This window comes from Metapseudomonas phytobenefica (genome assembly GCF_043392685.1).
GTDB lineage: Bacteria > Pseudomonadota > Gammaproteobacteria > Pseudomonadales > Pseudomonadaceae > Metapseudomonas.
In genome coordinates, this window is sequence record NZ_JBHZGM010000007.1 from 64,084 (window position 1) to 79,880 (window position 15,797).

Annotated in this window: 18 protein-coding genes; 11 read left to right on the forward strand and 7 right to left on the reverse strand. The window is 64.7% G+C overall.

Annotated elements, in window-relative coordinates; genetic code table 11:
* Nucleotides 1-96: 96 nt before the first annotated feature.
* Both ACFW0B_RS08295 and ACFW0B_RS08300 read right to left on the reverse strand, forming a co-directional pair.
* Nucleotides 97-486 carry a response regulator transcription factor gene (locus tag ACFW0B_RS08295; RefSeq protein ID WP_449147455.1) on the reverse strand — a complete coding sequence of 130 codons (390 nt, stop codon included), beginning with the start codon at nucleotides 484-486 and terminating at the stop codon, nucleotides 97-99.
* 86 nt (nucleotides 487-572) lie between these two features.
* Nucleotides 573-1,223, reverse strand: coding sequence for a response regulator transcription factor (locus tag ACFW0B_RS08300; RefSeq protein ID WP_449147456.1), 651 nt, complete (start codon nucleotides 1,221-1,223; stop codon nucleotides 573-575).
* Nucleotides 1,224-1,673: 450 nt separating this feature from the next.
* Here ACFW0B_RS08300 and ACFW0B_RS08305 point away from each other — a divergent pair, with 450 nt between their 5' ends.
* Nucleotides 1,674-2,609, forward strand: a complete 936-nt coding sequence (locus ACFW0B_RS08305; protein ID WP_449147556.1) for a LysR family transcriptional regulator — start codon at nucleotides 1,674-1,676, stop codon at nucleotides 2,607-2,609.
* A 35-nt stretch (nucleotides 2,610-2,644) separates the two neighbouring features.
* Here the strand turns inward: ACFW0B_RS08305 and ACFW0B_RS08310 are convergent, their stop codons facing one another.
* Nucleotides 2,645-3,664, reverse strand: coding sequence for a GlxA family transcriptional regulator (locus tag ACFW0B_RS08310; protein WP_449147457.1), 1,020 nt, complete (start codon nucleotides 3,662-3,664; stop codon nucleotides 2,645-2,647).
* A gap of 124 nt (nucleotides 3,665-3,788) precedes the next feature.
* Nucleotides 3,789-4,259, reverse strand: a complete 471-nt coding sequence (locus ACFW0B_RS08315) for a helix-turn-helix domain-containing protein (RefSeq protein WP_449147458.1) — start codon at nucleotides 4,257-4,259, stop codon at nucleotides 3,789-3,791.
* Nucleotides 4,260-4,340: 81 nt separating this feature from the next.
* Here ACFW0B_RS08315 and ACFW0B_RS08320 point away from each other — a divergent pair, with 81 nt between their 5' ends.
* Entirely contained in the window at nucleotides 4,341-4,826 is a 486-nt protein-coding gene (locus tag ACFW0B_RS08320; RefSeq protein WP_449147459.1) for a DUF2938 domain-containing protein, read from the forward strand.
* Between the two features lie 26 nt (nucleotides 4,827-4,852).
* Here the strand turns inward: ACFW0B_RS08320 and ACFW0B_RS08325 are convergent, their stop codons facing one another.
* Together ACFW0B_RS08325 and ACFW0B_RS08330 are read right to left on the reverse strand one after the other, a co-directional pair.
* Nucleotides 4,853-5,416 (reverse strand): COG3904 family protein, encoded by a 564-nt coding sequence (locus tag ACFW0B_RS08325; RefSeq protein ID WP_449147460.1) that lies wholly within the window; start codon nucleotides 5,414-5,416, stop codon nucleotides 4,853-4,855.
* Between the two features lie 281 nt (nucleotides 5,417-5,697).
* A complete protein-coding gene (locus ACFW0B_RS08330; RefSeq protein WP_449147461.1) occupies nucleotides 5,698-5,841 on the reverse strand; it encodes a hypothetical protein in 144 nt (47 codons plus the stop codon).
* 142 nt (nucleotides 5,842-5,983) lie between these two features.
* On the opposite strand from ACFW0B_RS08330, the gene prpD reads away from it, so the two are divergent.
* A complete protein-coding gene (gene prpD, locus ACFW0B_RS08335) occupies nucleotides 5,984-7,468 on the forward strand; it encodes a 2-methylcitrate dehydratase (RefSeq protein WP_449147462.1) in 1,485 nt (494 codons plus the stop codon).
* A gap of 25 nt (nucleotides 7,469-7,493) precedes the next feature.
* On the opposite strand, the gene ACFW0B_RS08340 is transcribed toward prpD, so the two are convergent.
* Entirely contained in the window at nucleotides 7,494-7,820 is a 327-nt protein-coding gene (locus ACFW0B_RS08340) for a hypothetical protein (RefSeq protein WP_449147463.1), read from the reverse strand.
* Between the two features lie 360 nt (nucleotides 7,821-8,180).
* Between ACFW0B_RS08340 and ACFW0B_RS08345 the strand changes: the two genes are divergently transcribed.
* From ACFW0B_RS08345 to ACFW0B_RS08380, 8 genes are all read left to right on the forward strand, one after another.
* Nucleotides 8,181-9,125 carry a hypothetical protein gene (locus tag ACFW0B_RS08345; protein WP_449147464.1) on the forward strand — a complete coding sequence of 315 codons (945 nt, stop codon included), beginning with the start codon at nucleotides 8,181-8,183 and terminating at the stop codon, nucleotides 9,123-9,125.
* Nucleotides 9,126-9,296: 171 nt separating this feature from the next.
* Nucleotides 9,297-10,277 carry a quinone oxidoreductase family protein gene (locus tag ACFW0B_RS08350; protein WP_449147465.1) on the forward strand — a complete coding sequence of 327 codons (981 nt, stop codon included), beginning with the start codon at nucleotides 9,297-9,299 and terminating at the stop codon, nucleotides 10,275-10,277.
* A 10-nt stretch (nucleotides 10,278-10,287) separates the two neighbouring features.
* On the forward strand, nucleotides 10,288-11,136 hold the full coding sequence (locus ACFW0B_RS08355) for a TauD/TfdA dioxygenase family protein (RefSeq protein ID WP_449147466.1): 849 nt from the start codon (nucleotides 10,288-10,290) through the stop codon (nucleotides 11,134-11,136).
* A gap of 69 nt (nucleotides 11,137-11,205) precedes the next feature.
* On the forward strand, nucleotides 11,206-12,258 hold the full coding sequence (locus ACFW0B_RS08360) for a beta-keto acid cleavage family enzyme (RefSeq protein ID WP_449147467.1): 1,053 nt from the start codon (nucleotides 11,206-11,208) through the stop codon (nucleotides 12,256-12,258).
* Between the two features lie 107 nt (nucleotides 12,259-12,365).
* The gene (locus ACFW0B_RS08365) at nucleotides 12,366-13,667 is read left to right on the forward strand and encodes an MFS transporter (protein WP_449147468.1); all 1,302 of its coding nucleotides are present in this window, start codon (nucleotides 12,366-12,368) and stop codon (nucleotides 13,665-13,667) included.
* Nucleotides 13,664-14,329: a DsbA family oxidoreductase gene (locus ACFW0B_RS08370; RefSeq protein ID WP_449147469.1), complete on the forward strand. Its 666-nt coding sequence runs from the start codon at nucleotides 13,664-13,666 to the stop codon at nucleotides 14,327-14,329. Before ACFW0B_RS08365 ends, ACFW0B_RS08370 begins: the two co-directional genes overlap by 4 nt.
* Nucleotides 14,329-14,679 (forward strand): Rieske (2Fe-2S) protein, encoded by a 351-nt coding sequence (locus tag ACFW0B_RS08375; protein ID WP_449147470.1) that lies wholly within the window; start codon nucleotides 14,329-14,331, stop codon nucleotides 14,677-14,679. The genes ACFW0B_RS08370 and ACFW0B_RS08375 overlap by 1 nt, the downstream gene beginning before the upstream one ends.
* Nucleotides 14,661-15,671, forward strand: a complete 1,011-nt coding sequence (locus tag ACFW0B_RS08380) for a YeiH family protein (protein ID WP_449147471.1) — start codon at nucleotides 14,661-14,663, stop codon at nucleotides 15,669-15,671. The genes ACFW0B_RS08375 and ACFW0B_RS08380 overlap by 19 nt, the downstream gene beginning before the upstream one ends.
* The last annotated feature ends 126 nt before the right edge of the window (nucleotides 15,672-15,797 follow it).

Below are 15,797 nucleotides of genomic sequence, written 5' to 3' on the forward strand. Positions count from 1 at the left end.
ATTGGCTTGGGAAAAATATGCATAAGTCTCGTAAATCCATACGAAGGTATTGGTCCGCGAGAAGCCGGGATATAACGAGAAACAGAAGATGCCGGGTCAGGTTCTTTTCTGCAGGGCAGATTCCATGCAGGCCAATAGTTCGGCGGATCGAAACGGCTTGGAAAGGACCGCGACCAGGTTCAGGGCGTTTGTGTCTGCAGGCTGCCGGGCCTCTGGATGGCCGGTGATGAGAATGACAGGCAGACGGATTCCCCTTGCGACGAGTACCTGGCACATCTCTACGCCGGACATTCCCGGCATTTGAATGTCGGAAATCAGACAGTGTGTAACGAAGGGACCGCTGGATTGCAGAAAGTCCAGCGCATTCGAATACGTCTGGACTTCATGGCCATTGGATCTCAACAGACTTTCAAGTGCGGTTCGAACGGATTCCTCATCATCGACCACAGAGATGATGGTGGTGTTTCGCGCATGAGTATCTTGCATCAGGTGGATCGCTCGTAATGGCGCCTGTCATTGCTGCAAGATACGCTCGCCTGTAATGCGCAACACTATATCTGTGTATCGTTTCCTCAATTGGATGCGTTGACACCCAGTGATTCCGCCATTCGTACCAGGTCCGCAAAGGATCGTGCCTTCATTTTCCGCATGGCGTTGCCGCGGTGCGTTTTCACCGTTATTTCGCTCAGGCCTATTTCCCCTGCAATCTGCTTGTTCATCAGCCCGGATACGGCCAGTGCCAGAACCTTCCGTTCGCGTGGCGTCAGCGTTGCATAGCGATTGCGCAGGGCTTCCAGGCCGCGTTCGGATTCCCGGCGTTGCGTATCGCGCGCCAGCGCGACGGATACGGCGTCGATGAGGTCTTGTTCCCTGACGGGCTTGGTCAGGAAATCCACGGCACCGGCCTTCATGGCGCGCACCGTCATCGGGATATCGCCATACCCGGTCATGAAGATGATCGGCAAGTTGATATTGGCCGTGGCCAGGTAGTTCTGGAAATCCAGGCCGCTGCTGCCTTGCAGTCGCACATCGAGCACCAGGCAGCTGGGCGAATCGGGGCGGCTGAAGTTGATGAATTCGCGGGCGGAGCCGAACAACCCGACTCTCAAGCCTATGGAGCGCAGCAGGCTGCCCAGGGATTCTCGCAGTGTCGTGTCGTCGTCCACGACGTAGACGCAGGGTTCATCGCTGGTGGTTCTGTTCGACGCAAGGTGTTCGTTCATCAGGGGGGGCTCGCAGAGCAGGTGGCCTCGATCAGTGAGGCGAGTCAGGTTATCGGGGGGAGGCTCCACCGGAGCCGTGGATCCGGGAATCCGTTTGCGCGGGCGAGTGACGGGGGGCGTGTGCGGTAGTCAGGCCTGGTTCGGTTCGGAGCTTAATGGCTGCTTTTCATCCGGATTTGCGTTCCTTGCAGGTCGATGCTGCTGGAACGCCGGGGGATCGTAAAAGCAATGCAGTCGGTTACCTAGGCCATAAAACCCTGAGTTTCTGCCGAACCCGAAGGTGGACGCATACCCAGGTAGCGTGGAATGCACCCAAGGCATCGATGGGCTGGCCTGAGGTACAAGAGACGCGCGCGTGGGCTCGTGCGTAATCTGCTCTCGGGTCGTTCGATGCCGTTCAGGCGAAGCGATCCGAGAAGCGATTTCACTTGTGGCCGGGCGGCAAACACGATGAACAGAAATGACCTGCGGCGTGCGGATATCAACCTGCTGGTGGTCTTCGAAACCATGATGTGCGAGCGCAGCGTCACCCGGGTGGGCGAGCGGCTTTTCCTCGGCCAGCCCGCCATCAGCAGCGCCTTGAGGCGGCTGCGCTCGATGTTCAACGACCCGCTGTTCGTCAGGAGCGGACGGGTGATGGAACCAACCGCCCGGGCGATGGAAATCTACACCCAGCTGACTCCCGCTCTGGATGGTATCGCCATGGCCCTTAGCTGCACTCAGGCATTCGATCCGGCCACCAGCAGCGTGGCATTCCACATAGGCCTCTCGGATGACGTCGAGTACGCGTTGTTGCCCAGCCTGGCCAGGCATCTCCGGGAGGACGCGCCGAATGTCACCCTGGTGGTGCGCCAGGCGGACCAATGGCAACTGCCGCGGCTGCTGGCATCCGGGGAGATCTCCCTTGGCATCAGCCATACTCAGGAGTTGCCCGCCAACGCCCGGCGCAAGGGGCTGCGGCCGATCAGACCGATGTTGCTGCTTGCCGATTCCGCTGCCGATGCGCCGGACCTGGAGGAATTCTGCAGGCGACCTCATGTGGTGGTATCGCCGACGGGTAAGGTCATCGAGGATGTGGACCATGTCCTGGGCCTGGTCGGTCGACAACGCAAGGTGGTGTTGGCAGTGCCGCAGTTCAGTGCCTTGCCGGCGTTGCTGGCCGGCAGTGACATGCTTGCCATCGTCCCGGATTACGTTGCCGAGGCGATGGCGTGCCACCACGGTCTGCGGGCCGAACTCGTGCCGATCGACCTGCCGGCGAGAGAGCTGTCGCTGGCCTGGCGCGGCGCAAGCCATGACGACCCACGGGAGCGCTGGTTGCGCTCGCGGCTCAGCTGTTTTCTGAGCCAATGGCAGGCGAGCCCCCAGGACCTGGCAGTGGCTTGAGTCGGCAGGCCCCGGGGTGGGGAGGGCGACGGCAGTCAGCCGGTCCGCGAGAATCGGCTGCGGTAGTCGCGCGGGGAAATGGACAGGTTGCGCTGGAACGTACAACGCATTCTTTCTTCATCGCCGAAGCCGCACAGGCGTGCGATCTGGTCGATGTTACGCGGCGAGTTTTCCAGCATCCGCCTTGCGGCCTCCAGGCGAAACAGTTCGACGGCCTTGGCGGGCGTGCGGCCGGTCTTGAGTTTGTAGACCCTGGCGAAGTTGCGTTGGCTCATCTGCGCCTGCTGTGCCAGGCGTTCGACCGTGAGGTTTTCGTCGCCCAGGTTCTCGGCAAGCCACAGGTGCAGCTCGTCGAATAAGGAAGAGTCCTTGGACTGCGACTGCAACAGTTCGCTGAACTGTGCCTGGCCGCCGGGTCGCTTGAGGTAGACCACCAGTTCCTTGGCCACCTGCATGGCCAGTTCGCGGCCGCAGTCGGCTTCTACCAAGGCCAGTGCCAGGTCGATACCGGCGGTCACCCCGGCGGAGGTCCAGACCGAACCCTGCTGGACGAAGATGGCATCGGCATCGACATCAATTGCAGGAAAGCGCTGCCTGAGTGTGTCGCACATGGCCCAGTGGGTCGCGGCGCGCCGGCCGTTGAGCAGGCCGGCCCGCGCCAGCAGGAAGGCGCCGCTGCACACTGACGCGACACGCCCGGCCAAGTGGGCGGCGCCACTCAGCCACTCGACGAGTTCGTCGTAGTTGTCCAGGGTCTGGCAGATTTCAGGGGCGCCGGGAACGACGAGAGTGTCGATGGGCAGATCGCTCAACTGGTCGAGCCGCGCCGTATCGACGCAAAGACCCTCAATGGTCCGGATCAGCCCGCCTTCCAGGCTGGCGGTATGCAGTTCATAGGCAGGCAGGCCCCGCTCGCGCGTGCCCTTCGATGCGACCCAGAACACGGTCTGGGCGCCGGTCAGGTCCAGCAGGCCCATCTGCTGATAGGCCACGAACACGATGTGACGAGGCTGGCCCAGCGGCGGAGGAGCAGGGGAGTGGGGCTCATCGTTCATCAGTTGCGCTTCCGAGAGTTGCTTCTGCGTTGAGCCACGCATTGCCGGGCAGCCCTCGCCTCAAGAGTCCCGGGCTTTCCCCGCGTTTCAGCCTGGGCAGAATCACTCCGGAGCACGAGGTCGGTCAATCGTTGTCTGTCGGCTGGATTTCGCTGAAGGGCACGTGCCTGGCGGGGCGTCCGGGCGCCATCTTGCTCCAGCGCCGTTCGATGACGCCGGATGACGCGGCCTTCAGCAGCCGCTTGAAGGTCGGGCACTGCAGATGGCTCGGGGCAGGGCAGGCGGCGGCATGGCGCAGGCCGTGGCTCATGGCTTTCAAGCGCTTGATCAGCGCATCGATCTCCTCGGCCCTGGCCAGCAGCAGGTCGCGGTCGATGTTCGGTTCGCCATCGGGCGAGAACATCGTGCGGATTTCGTCCAGCGACAATCCGGCCGCCTGGCCCAGCGAAATCAGCCCGAGCTGGTCCAGGATGCCGGGGCCGAACCAGCGCCGGGTTCCCTGGTGGCTGAGGGACCTGATCAGCCCCTTCTTCTCGTAATAACGCAGCGTCGATGACGGCAAACCCGTGCGTCGGGCGACCTCGGCGATGTCCATCGGTGATCCCTTGACTTGAAGTTGACTTCAACTTCTAGAGTGGTCCCGACACCACCCACCGTCAACGTACAAGGGACTCACATGAACGACATCATCACAGTGATCTGCATCGGGATCGGCGCCACTGCCGTCATGGATATCTGGCTGCTCCTGCTCAGGCGAATGGGCGTCCAGACACTCAATTTCGCCTTCATCGGCCGCTGGGTTGGCCACCTGTTGCGCGGACGCTTCCGTCACGACGCCATCGCCAGGTCGGAGCCGATCCCCGCTGAGCTGGCATTGGGCTGGATCACCCACTACGCCATCGGCGTCGCCTTTGCGGCCTTGCTGGTGGCGCTGGTCGGCCTCGACTGGACGGCCAGCCCGAGCCTGCTACCCGCCGTGCTGCTGGGGATGGGCACGGTCGCCGCGCCGCTGCTGGTGATGCAGCCGGCGATGGGGGCGGGCTTCTTCGCCAGCAAGACGCCTGCGCCGCTGAAGAACTGCCTGCGCAGCCTGGCCAGCCACAGTGTCTTCGGCCTGGGACTCTTCCTTGCCGCCGTCCTGCTGGGCTGGGTTATCCGCTGAACCGGCTACCGGAAGATGAGCGCCGCTCAGTTCAACCGATACTTCGCCAGCTCATCCTTGGTCAGCACCCGCATGCGCGTCGGCTCGATGCTGTTCATGTCCTCCAGCAGGCTCAGGGGGACGTTCATTTCCCGAAGGTAGGCGGTGGGGCTGTAGCGGCTGCCGACGGCGGAGTGGGCGGAGTCGCCGTGGGGGAAGTAGGGGCGGTGCAGGCCAACGTAGCCGCGCACGGTCTTGTTGAGGCCGGCGGCCAGCAGGTAGACGCAGCTGCCCTGGCACACGCCATCGGTGGGCACCATCACATCGAAGCCGGTTTCCCGCAGCAGGCGGCCCATGCGGATGGCCTCGGCGACGCTGCCGCCGATGCTGTCCAGCAGGGCCAGCTTGCGGTCGAACTTGCCGGGGTTGGCGCGCAGCCCCTTCAGCAGGGCTTCGTAGTCGCCGGGGGCGATGTCTTCGGAAATCTGCACGGCGAGAATCCTGCCCGCCTTGGTGTGCTGCACGGGCTGGACTTCCACCTTGGCGAAGGCGGCTGCCGAGCAGAGGGTGGCGAGGCAGAAGACGGCAGCCCGGATTGCGGTACGGCTCATGGAGCAGGCTCTTACTGGGGAAGGGTTGGCGACGGGCGGAAAAGATACCGAAAAAGGGTGCCAAGTCTCCATATGGCCTGAAAAGGGCTAGCGCCGGATGGTCAAAGACGGGGGCTCGCTGGGCGTTCCGGGGCGAACCTGCGGCTCGCTTGGCCTTTGAAATCGCCCCCACAGGGCTATGCCGGGGCCTGACACCGGCACGGACAACCCCCTCTCCCTCTGGGAGAGGGTTGGGGGGAGGGTGGTTGGGGCTCGCTGGGAGTTACATGGGAGTTCAGGCCTCACTCCCAATCATCCGGCTTCCTGTCCTTGCTCGGCGCCTTGTCGCTGATGCGTTTCACGTCCGCCGCAGGGACTTGCTCCGGCGGCTGGCTGGGCCCCGGCGGCCTGGGGGCGGGGGTGCGGACGTTGGGATCGGCGTTCATGGCGGGCCCTCCTGAGGTGACTTCATTCAAGCCCAGCACAACAGCGCGTGCGGCGCCCTGGCCGTCGGTCGCATTCGGTCCCGGCTGCAGGGCGGATGGTGTTTGCTAGGCTCAGTCCACTCGTTAATCGAGAGGCATGGCCATGAGCAGCAACGTCGACCTTAACCAGCGACCCCCGTACGACCCGGTGATCCAGACCATCGCCGACTATGTGCTGGACTACCGCACATTCTCCGCCGAGGCACTGGATACCGCGCGCAATTGCCTGATGGACAGCCTCGGCTGCGCGATGCTGGCCCTGCGCTTTCCCGAATGCACCAAGCTGCTCGGACCTCTGGTGGAAGGCACCCAGGTGCCCCAGGGCTCGCGGGTGCCGGGCACCTCCTACCGGATGGACCCGGTGAAGGCCGCCTGGGACCTGGGCGCGATGATCCGCTGGCTGGACTTCAACGACACCTGGCTGGCGGCCGAATGGGCGCACCCCTCCGACAATCTGGGCGGCATCCTTGCCGTGGCCGATCATCTGTCCCAGCGGCGCCTGGCCCGGGGCGAGGCGCCGCTGACCATGCGCCTGGTGCTGGAAGCCATGATCAAGGCCCACGAGATACAGGGCGTGATGGCCCTGGAGAACTCCTTCAACCGCGTCGGCCTGGATCACGTGGTGCTGGTCAAGCTGGCGTCCACCGCCGTGTGCGCCTGGCTGCTGGGGGCGAACCGCGAGCAGTTGCTCTCGGCCATCTCCCACGCCCTGGTGGATGGCCAGGCCCTGCGCACCTATCGCCACGCGCCCAATGCCGGTTCGCGCAAGTCCTGGGCGGCGGGGGATGCCACCAGTCGCGGCGTGCGCCTGGCGGAGATCGCCCTGCGCGGCGAAATGGGTGTTCCCGGCGTGCTCAGTGCGCCGCAGTGGGGCTTCTACGACGTGCTGTTCAGCCACACCAACAAGGACCTGGCGACCAAGGCGCCGGAGCAGGTGCATTTCCGCCTACCCCAGGCATTCGGCAGCTATGTGATGGAGAACATCCTGTTCAAGGTCAGCTTCCCGGCCGAGTTCCACGGCCAGACAGCCTGCGAGGCGGCGGTGCGCCTGCATCCGCTGGTGCGCAACCGCATCACCGAGATCGATCGCATCGTCATCACCACCCAGGAATCGGCCATCCGCATCATTGCCAAGGAGGGCGTGCTGGCCAATGCCGCCGACCGCGACCATTGCCTGCAGTACATGACGGCGGTGGCCCTGGCCTTCGGCGATCTGCAGGCCGAGCACTACGAAGACAGCTTCCACCAGTCCCATCCGATCATCGACCGCCTGCGCGAACGCATGGAGGTGGTGGAGGACCCGCGCTACAGCCGCGAATACCTGGAACCCGACAAACGCTCCATCGCCAATGCCGTGCAGGTGTTCTTCAAGGATGGCCGGCACACGGAGAAGGTGGAGGTGGAATACCCCGTCGGCCACCGGCGCCGGCGCGCCGAAGGCATGCCGTTGTTGGAAGAGAAGTTCAGGGCCAGCCTGGCGACCCGCTTCGCGCCGCAGCGCTGCGCGCAGATCCTGGCCCTGTGCAGGGACCAGGCAGCCCTGGAGGCGACGCAGGTGGACCGCTTCGTGGAAATGTTCGTGGTCTGAACGGGAGCGGCCGGCGCCTGGGCGATCAGTCGTGGTAACGGTTGCGCGTGCGGCAGACCTTTTCCTTGTCGAACACCTCGCGCGAGGCATCGATGCGTATCCGGCAAGGACCGTCGTGGTAGTCGCGGTGCCAATCGCCCCGGCGCCACGTCTTGCCGCGCCCGCCGGGGCAGCGGACGACCTTGCGGTAGTAACCGTAGTCGGTGATTTCCTTCACCCGGCAAGGGCCGTCGCGATACTGCTCGACCCTGGCATGGTCCCTGTCCCGCCTGTGCTCGGCCTGGGCGCACTGCACCGCGCCGGCAAGGGCTGCAACCAGAACCAACACACCCACTGACGGGCCTGTTTTCATTTCACTACCTCGATTCCGCTACGTCTGGAGTTGGCCGGTGCCGCGCGCGTTTGCGCGGTGCTCGTCCCGGCGCGTGATCAGACAGCGCGGCGGAGGTTTTTGCTCAATCGTGCCCCACGTCCGATCGAGGGGCGGCAGGGTGGGGTGGTTCCTATACTCAAGGGACCCCGGGCGAAAGGTCCACGGGGTGGAAGAAGCCCTATGAACGCTGCAGAAGGTTCTCCCGGAGACCGGGTAGAACGGCTGTCTGGCTGGCTTCGAGAGGTTCCGGTCCGGCTCCTGTTCAGCTTGCTCGTCTGCCTTGCGTTGACGCTGGGCGGTTGTGCGTCGAAGCCGGCGCCGCCCGAGCCTCCCGTCGTGGTGCCGCAGAGCACCTGGCGGCAGGTGGACCGGGATATCGCCGCCGCCTCCCTGGCCGCCACTGGCCAGGCCAGGGCCTACGCCCAGGATTCCATGGAGCGCTGGATGGACCTGGTCTACCAGCGCACTGAAAGTGAGTTCATCCCCTGGTTTTCCAGTTTCTGGACCCGCAAATGGCTGAGCATGAAGGTGGGTTGGTACCGCTTGAACTCCGACGGTAAGCGCGAGGAAACGGTGAATCGGCTGGCCGCCTACCTGCAGGAAGAATATGACGAGAAGGTGCTTGAGGCGGTTGCCCGTCAGCTCGATCCGGACGACATCATGGAGCAGACCACGCGGATGTATATCCAGCAGCTGGATGAGCGCCTGCAGCTGATACCCCAGCGTTTCGGCGTGCCCGGCGACCAGTTCGCCCAGCATTTGCAGCAGATCCCGGCCATCGAGCTGGCACCGCCGGGCCAGAGCGCCTCGCTGTTCCAGGTCCTCAAGGCCGAGCCGCTGGAAGAGTTGCCGGCCTATGCCTCTCTCATGCAGCGGATTCGCAATTCACCCAGCGGCGCTGGCGCCTGGAAAACGGACGACGGGCTGTCCACCATCACCCGCGAAACCAGCGAACAACTGGAAACGGAACTGGCCACCAGCGGTGCCGCCAGCGTCGCCACCAGCTTCATGGGGCGCGTGGCGGGTCCGGTGCTGTCCCTCGGCTTCACCGGGATCAGCGCCATGCTCCACGAGGAGGGGCGGCCTGACCGTGAAGCGACCTTGCGCAAGAGCCTCAACCAGGCCTTCGACGAAGAGTGGCTGGAGCTGATGCGCAACCCGGAAACGGGGGTGATGGCCGGCGTCATCCATCTGTCCGGGCAGATCGAGGGCAGCCTGAGGCGGACAGACACCCTGCCGATCCGTTTCGAACCCCTGCCACGCGTGGTGCCCTTGCCCGACTAGCCGAACAGCGCGGAAAAAGCCGTCCGGCGCGCCGTTGGGGCGGCCGGCCAGGGGCCTGTCATGAAATGAGAAGCGGCTGTCGCGCGATGTGAAGCACCCGGAAGGGGGGATGCCTAGAGTCCAATCCATGGGTCCGTGACCCGACTACAAGTATCCAGATTGGAGACAGGCATGGCCAAAGCCGTTCGTTTTTATGAAACCGGGGGACCGGAAGTACTTCGCTATGAAGAGGTCGAGGTCGCTGATCCGGGCCCTGGTGAGGTACGTGTTCGCCACGTCGCCGTAGGTCTGAACTACGCCGATACCTACTTCCGCAACGGCACCTACCCGATTCCCCTGCCCAATGGCATCGGCGTCGAGGCTTCCGGCGTGGTGGTGGCGGTGGGCGAGGGCGTGGACAACGTCGCCCTGGGCGACCGCGTGACCTACACCGGCTTCGTCAACACCCTCGGCGCCTACAGCACCGAGCGCCTGGTGCCTGCTGCGCCGCTGATCAAGCTGCCCGGTACCATTTCCTTCGAGACCGCGGCGGCGATGACCATGCGCGGCCTCACTTCCGCCTACCTGATGCGCCGCATCCATGACTTCAAGGAAGGCGACAGCATCCTCCTGCACGCAGCCGCCGGCGGCGTCGGCCTGATCGTTTCGCAGTGGGCCAAGCTGCTCGGCCTGAACGTGATCGGCACCGTGTCCACCGAAGAAAAGGCTGAAATCGCCCGCGCCCACGGCTGTGACCACGTCATCAACTACAGCGCAGAAGACATCGCCGGGCGCGTGCGTGAGCTGACCGGCGGGCGCGGCGTCGACGTGGTGTTCGACAGCGTCGGCAAGAACACCTTCATGGCCTCCCTGGATTCCCTCAAGCGCCGTGGCCTGATGGTCTGCGTCGGCACCGCGTCCGGCCCGATCCCGGCCTTCGATCCGGTGCTGCTGGCGATGAAGGGCTCGCTGTTCATCACCCGTCCGGCCCTGGCCGACTACATCGCCGACCCGGCGGAGAAGGCGGCACTGGTGGGCGAACTGTTCGATCACGTCGGCAATGGCCGCATCCGCATCGACATCAACCAGCACTACGCACTGGAAGACGCGGTACAGGCCCACCGCGACCTGGAATCGCGCAAGACCACTGGTTCGTCCATCTTCGTCATCTGAGGCGCAGGTCATGAAAGTAGAGCAACTCACATGCGCCATCGGCGCCGAAATCAGCGGTGTGAACCTGGGCGATGCCGCCCGTGACGACGCCCTGTTCGCCGAGATCAAGGCGCTGCTGCTCAAGCACAAGGTCCTGTTCCTGCGTGACCAGGAAATCAGCCGTGCCGAGCACGTGGCCTTTGCCCGCCGCTTCGGCGAGCTGGAAGACCACCCGGTGGCCGGCAGCGACCCGGAGCATCCGGGCCTGGTGCGCATCTACAAGGACCCGGAGCAGCCCAACGACCGTTACGAGAACGCCTGGCACACCGACGCCACCTGGCGCGACGCCCCGCCCATGGGTTGCGTGCTGCGTTGCGTGGAGTGCCCGCCGGTGGGCGGCGACACCATGTGGGCGAACATGGCGCTGGCTTACGAGAAGCTGCCGGAAGACGTGAAAGAGCGCATCGCGGGCCTGCGTGCCCGGCACAGCATCGAGGCGAGCTTCGGTGCGGCCATGCCCGTCGACAAGCGCCTGGCGCTCAAGGCCATGTACCCGGATGCCGAGCACCCGGTGGTGCGCATCCACCCGGAAACCGGCGAGAAGATCCTCTTCGTCAACGCATTCGCCACCCACTTCACCAACTTCCACACCCCCGAGCGCGTGCGCTACGGCCAGGACTACAGCATGGGCGGCAGCGACTTGCTGCGCTATCTGGTCAGCCAGGCGTACATCCCGGAATACCAGGTGCGCTGGCGCTGGAAGAAGAACAGCGTGGCGATCTGGGACAACCGCTCCACCCAGCATTACGCCGTCATGGATTACCCGCCCTGCGTCCGCAAGATGGAGCGTGCCGGGATCATCGGTGACAAGCCGTTCTGACCACCTGTCCGACCGGACGGGTGATGCCCGGCCGGGACCTCTGAACAAGCACTGAACCAGGAGATTCCCATGCAATTCCTCGACGATTCCCTGCACCCGGAAAACATGGAAAAGGTGGTCATCACCGTGGCGCCCTATGGCCCCGAGTGGATGCCGGCCGACTTTCCGGAAGACATTCCGGTGACCATGGACGAGCAGGTCCAGAAGGCTGTCGACTGCTACGAAGCGGGCGCCACCGTCCTCCACCTGCACGTGCGAGAACTGGACGGCACCGGCTCCAAGCGCCTGTCCAAGTTCAACGAGCTGATCGCCGGCGTGCGTGAAGCCGTACCGGACATGATCATCCAGGTAGGCGGTTCCATTTCCTTCGCCCCCGAGAGCGAAGGCGAGGCGGCCAAATGGCTGTCCGACGACACCCGCCACATGCTGGCCGAGCTGACCCCGAAGCCCGACCAGGTCACCGTGGCCATCAACACCACCCAGATGAACATCATGGAGCTGCTGTATCCGGAGTATCTGAAGGGCACCTCCCTGGAGAACCCGCTCTACCAGGCCGCCTACAGCGAAATGACCGTGCCGGCCGGCCCGGCCTGGGTCGAGGAACACCTCAAGCGCCTGACCGCCAATGGCATCCAGCCGCACTTCCAGCTCACCGGCATCCATGCCCTGGAAACCCTTGAGCGCCTGGTGCGCAAGGGCGTTTACAAGGGCCCGCTGAACCTGACCTGGATCGGCATCGGCGGCGGCTTCGACGGCCCCAACCCGTTCAACTTCTTCAACTTCATCCACCGTGCGCCGAATGGTGGCACCCTCACCGCCGAGTCGCTGCTCAAGAACGTCCTGCCGTTCAACACCATGGCGCTCGCCATGGGCCTGCACCCGCGCGTCGGCATCGAGGACACCATCATCGACCAGCACGGCAAGCGCTTCACCTCGGTGCAGCAGATCCAGCAGACCGTGCGCATCGCCCACGAGCTGGGCCGCGAAATCGCCAGCGGCAAGGAAGCGCGCGAGATCTACAAGATCGGCGTGCAGTACAAGGACGTGGAAGAAACCCTGCGCATGAACGGCATGGCGCCGAACCGCCAGCCGGGCCAGAAGCACGTTCCGTTGCGTACCTGACCTGCGTGGAATCCGCCAGCCCTGGAGGCCGGCGATGGCGGGGCGGCGATCGGCCGCTCTGCCAGCTAGCGTGACAAAAACAAGAACGCGCAATTCAAGGTATTGCCATGGCTTATTACTCCGCCACCGCCGATCTCGACGATTCGGCCGTGAATGTCCCCCGCACCTACGCCTGGGTGGTGTTCGCCCTGACGTTCGGCCTCCTGATCTCCGACTACATGTCGCGTCAGGTGCTCAACGCGGTCTTCCCGCTGCTCAAGTCCGAGTGGACGCTCACCGATTCCCAGCTCGGCCTGCTCAGCGGCATCGTCGCCCTGATGGTGGGGTTGCTGACCTTTCCCCTTTCGTTACTGGCCGACCGCTTCGGCCGGGTGAAGAGCCTGGTGCTGATGGCGATGCTGTGGAGCCTGGCGACCCTCGGCTGCGGCCTGGCGAAGAACTACGAACACATGTTCCTTGCCCGCTTCCTGGTGGGTGTGGGCGAGGCGGCCTATGGCAGTGTCGGCATCGCCGTTGTCCTGTCGGTATTCCCCAAGAACATGCGTGCCACCGTCACTGGCGCCTTCATGGCCGGCGGCATGTTCGGCTCGGTACTGGGCATGGCCCTGGGCGGCGTCCTGGCGCAACACCTGGGTTGGCGCTGGTCTTTCGCCGGCATGGCGATCTTCGGCCTGGTGCTGGCGCTGGTCTATCCGCTGGTGGTCAAGCAGTCGCGCATCGGTAGTCCGCTGCCGGAGCCGAGCGCGACGGACGAATTCCCCTGCCGCCGCCCGCTGAAAACCCTGTTCGCCAGCCGCTCGGTGATCTGCGCCTATGTCGGCAGCGGCCTGCAGCTGTTCGTCGGCGCTGCGGTGATGGTGTGGTTCCCCAGCTACCTGAATCGCTACTACCACATGGGCACCGATCAGGCTGGCGCCGTCTCGGCCATCATCGTGCTCACCGGTGGTGCCGGCATGATCGTCTGCGGCATGCTCAGCGACCGCATGTGCCGCAATGCTCCGAACCGCAAGATCGCCCTGGCCATCGCCTACTGCCTGATCAGCTGCGTGCTCCTGTCGCTGGCGTTCCGCATGGCGCCCGGCGTGCCGCAACTGGTGGTCATCGCCCTGGCCATGCTGGTGGCGACCGGCACCTCCGGCCCGGCTGGCGCCATGGTCGCCAACCTGACCCACTATTCGATCCACGGAACCGCCTTCGCCACCCTGACCCTGGCGAACAACCTGCTGGGCCTCGCGCCCGGTCCCTACCTCACCGGCGTACTGGCCGATGGCTTCGGCCTCGACCGCGCCTTCCAGTTGATACCGCTGATCAGCGTCGCCGCGGCCCTGGTGTTCTGGTACGGCAAGCGCCACTACCACAAGGACATCCAGAAGCTCGCGCCGCTGATGGCAAGTGAGGAACGTAAATGAAACCGCTGTTGGTCGAAATGACTTTCGACTTCATCTGTCCCTGGTGCCTGATCGGCAAACGCAACCTGGAGAGGGCCGTGCGCACACTCGCGCAGAGCCGCCCGGATGTGCAGGTGCAAACGCGCTGGCGCGGCGTGCAGCTGCTGCCAGATCTGCCGGCGCAAGGCGTGCCCTACATGGAGTTCTATGTAGATCGCCTCGGCAGCGAAGCCGCGGTACGCGCCCGCCAGGAGCAGGTTCAGGATGCCGCCTACCACGCCGACGTGGACATGGACCTGCGCCGCATCCAAGTCATGCCCAATACCGCCAATGCCCACCGCCTGCTGGCCTTGGCCATGGAGCAGGGCAGCGAGCGGCAGGTGGACAATCTGCTGGAGCGCCTGTTCACCGGATACTTCCAGGCCGGCGAGGACTTGGGTAACAGCGAACGGCTGCTGAGCCTGGCCAGGCAGTGTGGTTTCGATCCGCGCCGCCTGGAAGCCGCGTTGTTCGACGACGGACGCCCTTACGTGGGTAGGGAGGCCGTTCCGGCTACCCAGGCCGTGCCGTCCTTCGTTATCGACCAGCGCCTGTCGCTGGCCGGCGCTCAGCCTCCGTGGCTGATGCTGGCGCAACTGCAACGTGCCCTGGAGCTGCGCTCCGTGACGAAGGTCTGCGCCTGATGGCCCGGCGGGTGGAAGTGCCGGCAGCGCAGATGCCGCCGGTGGGCGGGCGCAGCCTGTTCCGCCATGAAGAAAAGTCGCTGGTGCTGTTCAACCAGAACGGCGAGCTCTACGCCATCGACGAAAGCTGCCCGCACAACGGTGCCTCGCTGTTCGCTGGCCGCCTGGACGGGCGCCTGCTGCATTGCCCGGCCCACGGCCTGCGCTTCGATCTCGCCAGCGGCTGCGTGGCGGGTGTGAAAGGCTTTGGTGTCGCCACCTATGCGGTGGAGCAGCAGCAGGGCCGTTGTTTCATCGATCTGTCGCGGCCCCGGCCGCAGGAATCACTCGCATGTCTGCAACTGCAATAACCGCGCTGGGCTCGCGCAGCCGGGTACTGATGCCCGGCGTGATCGTCAGCGCCATGGTCGCCGCGGCGGCCACATTCCTTTCCGAGCACTACGGTGCCCCGGTGATGCTGTTCGCCCTGTTGCTGGGGCTTTCGGTGAACTTCCTCGCAGCCGATGGCGTGTGCAAGCCCGGCATCGAGTTCACCGCCCGCGAAGTGCTGCGCGTTGGCGTGGCGCTGTTGGGCATCCGCATCACCCTGGAACAGATCGCGTCCCTCGGCTGGCAGCCAGTCGCCATGGTGGTGGCACTGGTGGTGGTGACCATCCTCGTGTCAGTCGCGGTGGCGCGTCTAATGGGTTTCAACAGTCTGTTCGGCCTGCTCACCGGCGGCGCCACGGCCATCTGCGGCGCCTCGGCGGCCCTGGCCCTGGCGGCGTCCCTGCCGGCCCACGCGCAGAAGGAGCGCGCCACGCTGTTCACCGTGATCGGCGTATCGGCGCTGTCCACCCTGGCGATGATCCTCTACCCGATGATCGCCGAGGCGCTCGGCCTTTCCCCGCTGCATGCAGGGCTCTTCATCGGCGGCACCATCCATGACGTCGCCCAGGTCGTGGGCGCGGGTTACAGCATGGGGCACGAGACCGGCGACAGCGCCACCGTGGTCAAGCTGATGCGTGTGGCCATGCTGCTGCCGGTGATCCTCTGCTGCGCCATGATCACCCGCATGCGCGGCGCCGAGCCGGGCAGCAAGCGGCCGCCGCTGTTGCCCTGGTTCGCCGTGGGCTTCGTGATCCTCGCCGCGATCAACAGCACGGGCCTGATTCCGCCGATGGTGCAAACGGCCGGCAATGAACTGTCGCGCTGGTGCCTGGTGATCGCCATCAGTGCCCTGGGCATGAAGACCCAGCTCAAGGAACTGGCCTCGGTGGGCATCAAGCCCATCCTGCTGATGGTGGGGGAAACCGCATTCCTCGCAGCCCTGGTGCTGGCCATGTTGCACTGGGGGTTCTGAAAGCCTTACTCCTGCTCCCGTGAGGGGGTCATCGACGCCTGCCACAGCGGGCACTTTGCCGCGCGACGAAACCTCCTGGGACGGGTTTCGAAGCGCGGTTTTTTTTTGCCTTCGTTTTTTTGTCGG

Excerpts from the sequence above, each read along its gene's own strand:
- ACFW0B_RS08295 (WP_449147455.1), bottom strand. The coding sequence starts at position 486 with ATGCAAGATACTCATGCGCGAAACACCACCATCATCTCTGTGGTCGAT.
- ACFW0B_RS08300 (WP_449147456.1), bottom strand. The coding sequence starts at position 1,223 with ATGAACGAACACCTTGCGTCGAACAGAACCACCAGCGATGAACCCTGC.
- ACFW0B_RS08305 (WP_449147556.1), top strand. The coding sequence starts at position 1,674 with ATGAACAGAAATGACCTGCGGCGTGCGGATATCAACCTGCTGGTGGTC.
- ACFW0B_RS08310 (WP_449147457.1), bottom strand. The coding sequence starts at position 3,664 with ATGAACGATGAGCCCCACTCCCCTGCTCCTCCGCCGCTGGGCCAGCCT.
- ACFW0B_RS08315 (WP_449147458.1), bottom strand. The coding sequence starts at position 4,259 with ATGGACATCGCCGAGGTCGCCCGACGCACGGGTTTGCCGTCATCGACG.
- ACFW0B_RS08320 (WP_449147459.1), top strand. The coding sequence starts at position 4,341 with ATGAACGACATCATCACAGTGATCTGCATCGGGATCGGCGCCACTGCC.
- ACFW0B_RS08325 (WP_449147460.1), bottom strand. The coding sequence starts at position 5,416 with ATGAGCCGTACCGCAATCCGGGCTGCCGTCTTCTGCCTCGCCACCCTC.
- ACFW0B_RS08330 (WP_449147461.1), bottom strand. The coding sequence starts at position 5,841 with ATGAACGCCGATCCCAACGTCCGCACCCCCGCCCCCAGGCCGCCGGGG.
- prpD (WP_449147462.1), top strand. The coding sequence starts at position 5,984 with ATGAGCAGCAACGTCGACCTTAACCAGCGACCCCCGTACGACCCGGTG.
- ACFW0B_RS08340 (WP_449147463.1), bottom strand. The coding sequence starts at position 7,820 with ATGAAAACAGGCCCGTCAGTGGGTGTGTTGGTTCTGGTTGCAGCCCTT.
- ACFW0B_RS08350 (WP_449147465.1), top strand. The coding sequence starts at position 9,297 with ATGGCCAAAGCCGTTCGTTTTTATGAAACCGGGGGACCGGAAGTACTT.
- ACFW0B_RS08355 (WP_449147466.1), top strand. The coding sequence starts at position 10,288 with ATGAAAGTAGAGCAACTCACATGCGCCATCGGCGCCGAAATCAGCGGT.
- ACFW0B_RS08360 (WP_449147467.1), top strand. The coding sequence starts at position 11,206 with ATGCAATTCCTCGACGATTCCCTGCACCCGGAAAACATGGAAAAGGTG.
- ACFW0B_RS08365 (WP_449147468.1), top strand. The coding sequence starts at position 12,366 with ATGGCTTATTACTCCGCCACCGCCGATCTCGACGATTCGGCCGTGAAT.
- ACFW0B_RS08370 (WP_449147469.1), top strand. The coding sequence starts at position 13,664 with ATGAAACCGCTGTTGGTCGAAATGACTTTCGACTTCATCTGTCCCTGG.
- ACFW0B_RS08375 (WP_449147470.1), top strand. The coding sequence starts at position 14,329 with ATGGCCCGGCGGGTGGAAGTGCCGGCAGCGCAGATGCCGCCGGTGGGC.
- ACFW0B_RS08380 (WP_449147471.1), top strand. The coding sequence starts at position 14,661 with ATGTCTGCAACTGCAATAACCGCGCTGGGCTCGCGCAGCCGGGTACTG.